The sequence below is a fragment of the Mesorhizobium sp. M1A.F.Ca.ET.072.01.1.1 genome (assembly GCF_004023325.1).
GTDB lineage: Bacteria > Pseudomonadota > Alphaproteobacteria > Rhizobiales > Rhizobiaceae > Mesorhizobium.
Map to the genome: position 1 here is coordinate 1 of NZ_RZSF01000551.1, position 2689 is coordinate 2689.

Annotated in this window: 4 protein-coding genes and 1 pseudogene; 4 read left to right on the forward strand and 1 reads right to left on the reverse strand. The window is 60.3% G+C overall.

The window, feature by feature from the left end; genetic code table 11:
• Positions 1 to 77 precede the first annotated feature (77 nt).
• The 3 genes from EOA32_RS36060 (at position 78) to EOA32_RS39055 (ending at position 1574) form a co-directional block, all read left to right on the forward strand.
• Entirely contained in the window at positions 78 to 470 is a 393-nt protein-coding gene (locus EOA32_RS36060) for a hypothetical protein (protein WP_128374219.1), read from the forward strand.
• An 85-nt stretch (positions 471 to 555) separates the two neighbouring features.
• Complete coding sequence (locus EOA32_RS36065; RefSeq protein WP_128374220.1) at positions 556 to 1185, forward strand: DUF1419 domain-containing protein; 630 nt, start codon at positions 556 to 558, stop codon at positions 1183 to 1185.
• Between the two features lie 89 nt (positions 1186 to 1274).
• Entirely contained in the window at positions 1275 to 1574 is a 300-nt protein-coding gene (locus EOA32_RS39055; protein ID WP_189407678.1) for a hypothetical protein, read from the forward strand.
• On the opposite strand, the pseudogene EOA32_RS36075 reads toward EOA32_RS39055, so the two are convergent.
• Positions 1475 to 1915: pseudogene (locus tag EOA32_RS36075) on the reverse strand (MucR family transcriptional regulator). The gene EOA32_RS39055 and the pseudogene EOA32_RS36075 overlap by 100 nt on opposite strands.
• Positions 1916 to 2094: 179 nt before the next feature.
• On the opposite strand from EOA32_RS36075, the gene EOA32_RS40865 reads away from it, so the two are divergent.
• The gene (locus EOA32_RS40865) at positions 2095 to 2643 is read left to right on the forward strand and encodes a hypothetical protein (RefSeq protein ID WP_348632247.1); all 549 of its coding nucleotides are present in this window, start codon (positions 2095 to 2097) and stop codon (positions 2641 to 2643) included.
• The last annotated feature ends 46 nt before the right edge of the window (positions 2644 to 2689 follow it).

The following is a 2689-nucleotide window of genomic DNA, read 5'->3' on the forward strand; positions in this document are numbered from 1 at the left end:
ACACCGCATAGACCCACCACCGACGGCCCGGATCGCGCGAACGATCGCCGGGCCTGTTCCGATTCATGGAGATCGACATGTTCGACTGGACCAGGAGTTGCTCCTATGACGAGCACCAGAAGAGACGTTTTCACACGACGGCCCGCTCGCGGCTGAAGAACCTCGCTGCCGAACTTGCTCTGCCGCCGGGCAGCTATGACCTGCGTTCGAACAAGGCGGGTATCGCCATCTCCGGCGAAATTACCCTGCACCATGACCGGGCATACATCCAGGTTGGCCAGTTCGGCATGTCCTCCGGCCACGGGATCCTGATCCGCACCTGCAAGGGCCGCAAGGATTATACCGGCGGAACCAACCACTTTGTCGCGCTCGCCATGCTCGATGATGTTCCGACGCTCGCCGCCGCCGTCCGCGCCATCACCGGTATCGGGCGCGAAGCAGCACAGCCCACCGGTCGCCGCGCCGCCTGAACCAGCCCAACGATTCCCCCACCGCCGACCGTTCTCGCCACGACATCCCTGCGGCGGGAGGCTTCGGCTATTCCGGAGACATGTCATGTCCACCAATCCTCCGTTCCGAAAGGTGTTCGAGGGCGTCGCGACCCGGCAGCAGATGTTTGCCCTCTTCAATCGTCACAGCGATGCGCCGGGTGTCGATCCCCTGTCCGGCGTGCCGTATGCGTCGGAATGGTTCGAGATTTCGGCCACCGAATACCACTTCATGCTCGGACTTCTGCCGCCGCTCTTCCAGCGAACCGGCATGTTCGGCATGTCCGAATACAAAGCCGGCAATGTCACCAGCGTCTTCTTTGCGATCAGGATCCGCGGCCGCGAACGCTGGTTCCACGGCTTCTGCGATCTCTCCGACAAACGCAGTCCCGACGCCATGCGGGCAGCGATCATCGCCCATGAGACGGGCGCATTGGACAGCATGACGCGAGAAGAAAAGATCGAGGCGATCTGGTCCGCCACACATGCCGACTTCAGGGGCATCGCCGGCGAGACCGACCCCGATGCCTGGCCGCCGGAGCATCATGGCAAGCGGACCATCCTTGTTTACACCGTCGGGCAGGGCACGACCCTCAAGCTTCTGGAGGATCTGACCGACGAAGAGATCGACAGCCGCATGCCGGCAGTCCAGGCACGGCCGAGGAGGAAAGGGGGCAACGATACGGAACCATCGTAAGCCACCGCGACCGGCGGACAAGCCAGCTAGCCCTTCAACTGCGAGAAAACTGCAAACCAAAAGCGAAAGTCGCGTTCACGTCCATCAAAATGAGCCGTCAACGCGCAATGGGCTGCGGCGGTGGCTGCATCGGATCCATAGACATCGAGAGCGGCTTTTGCCGCCTCATCCGGGTCAGCATAATCCCAAACCGTCAGACTGCCACGATTGGGTGCAGCAGCGCTGATACGATCCCCGTGATTGCCTGCCACGCCGAAAAATCTCCCGATGGCTTTGCCGATTATGGTGATCAGGCTTTCGCCTTGCGTTTTGAATTAGGCTTCTTGGCCGCCTCGGGCTTCTTTCCCAAACCCAGCGATTTCGCCAGCGCCGATCGGGTAGCCGAATAGCTCGGGGCGACCATAGGGTAATCCTTCGCCAGTCCTCACTTCGCCCGGTATTCGTCGAGCGTCATGCCGTGCCTGGTCGCCAAGTGGCGCTTGAGCGACTTGTATTTCTGGCCGTCTTCAAGGCTGATGATATAGTCGGGGAACACGGACCTTTTGGGATTGACTGCCGGCTTTGGAGCAGGTGTTTCTGCTGGAGTAGCCTGTCCAATATTAGACAATGCCGAATTCACGCTCGCTATCAAGTCTGGCAGTCCGGACGCCGGTACCGCGTTCTTCTGGACATAGGCGGAAACGATATCCGCAGTAAGTTCAAGAAGATTACTGTTGGTTTCTTCTGGCATCATCATTCTCCTAGCCTCCAGAAAGCTCATATCCTCCAATCTCTTGATGTGCAACTAAGCGCGGTCGGTCGCCGGTGGATCTGTTTGAATTCGGCCATGCAGAGGTTCGTCGCGTGCAGGTGCACGGTATGGTTGCAAGTCGCGAATGATGTGGTAGGGACCGTAGTGCGAAGACGTTCTTGATGAAGCGGATGCGAGAAAAGGACATTCCGCCGTTCGTGCAGGACGTGGCCGCAACGGGCTGCGACATCTGTGCAGTCGGTCCGGATTCCTACGTTATGGGCGATGCCGATCTTCCGCGCGGCAAGCGTAGGGGGCTGTACAAGAAGCTCGATGAAATCGACGCTCGCTATGGCAGCCGCGACCATTTGCGTAATAAGATCGTGGCGCACCTGGTGTCGATTGGCCGCTATTTCGGTGCGTCGCTGCTGGAAGGGGAAGCCTGGTCCAGTGGGCCTGCCAACTCGGAACGCAAAATCGACAATGAGGCGCCCGACCTGGCCGAGGTCACGGCCTACGACGTAGCGCACCTCCCGACCTACGCCGTTCTGCTGATGGCGGAAGCCGAGTGTATCGACTGGCGCCATGTGGCACGAGTCACCCTGAAAATCGACCCCGGTCGCGAGCCGGACCGTGCATATCGGGCCTGGACGTCGCACTTGACGCGGGCGCGACGGATGGCTGCAAGCGGCTGCGAGCAGCTTTTGCGGAGCGACTTGTTGCAATAGGCATCCGCCGGCCGCGGGAAGCTTTCGTCATCGGCCTGCCTCCCGA

What these genes read in the sequence shown, in the direction of transcription:
- EOA32_RS39055 (WP_189407678.1), top strand. Translation starts at nt 1,275, where the DNA reads ATGAGCCGTCAACGCGCAATGGGCTGCGGCGGTGGCTGCATCGGATCC.
- EOA32_RS36065 (WP_128374220.1), top strand. Translation starts at nt 556, where the DNA reads ATGTCCACCAATCCTCCGTTCCGAAAGGTGTTCGAGGGCGTCGCGACC.
- EOA32_RS36060 (WP_128374219.1), top strand. Translation starts at nt 78, where the DNA reads ATGTTCGACTGGACCAGGAGTTGCTCCTATGACGAGCACCAGAAGAGA.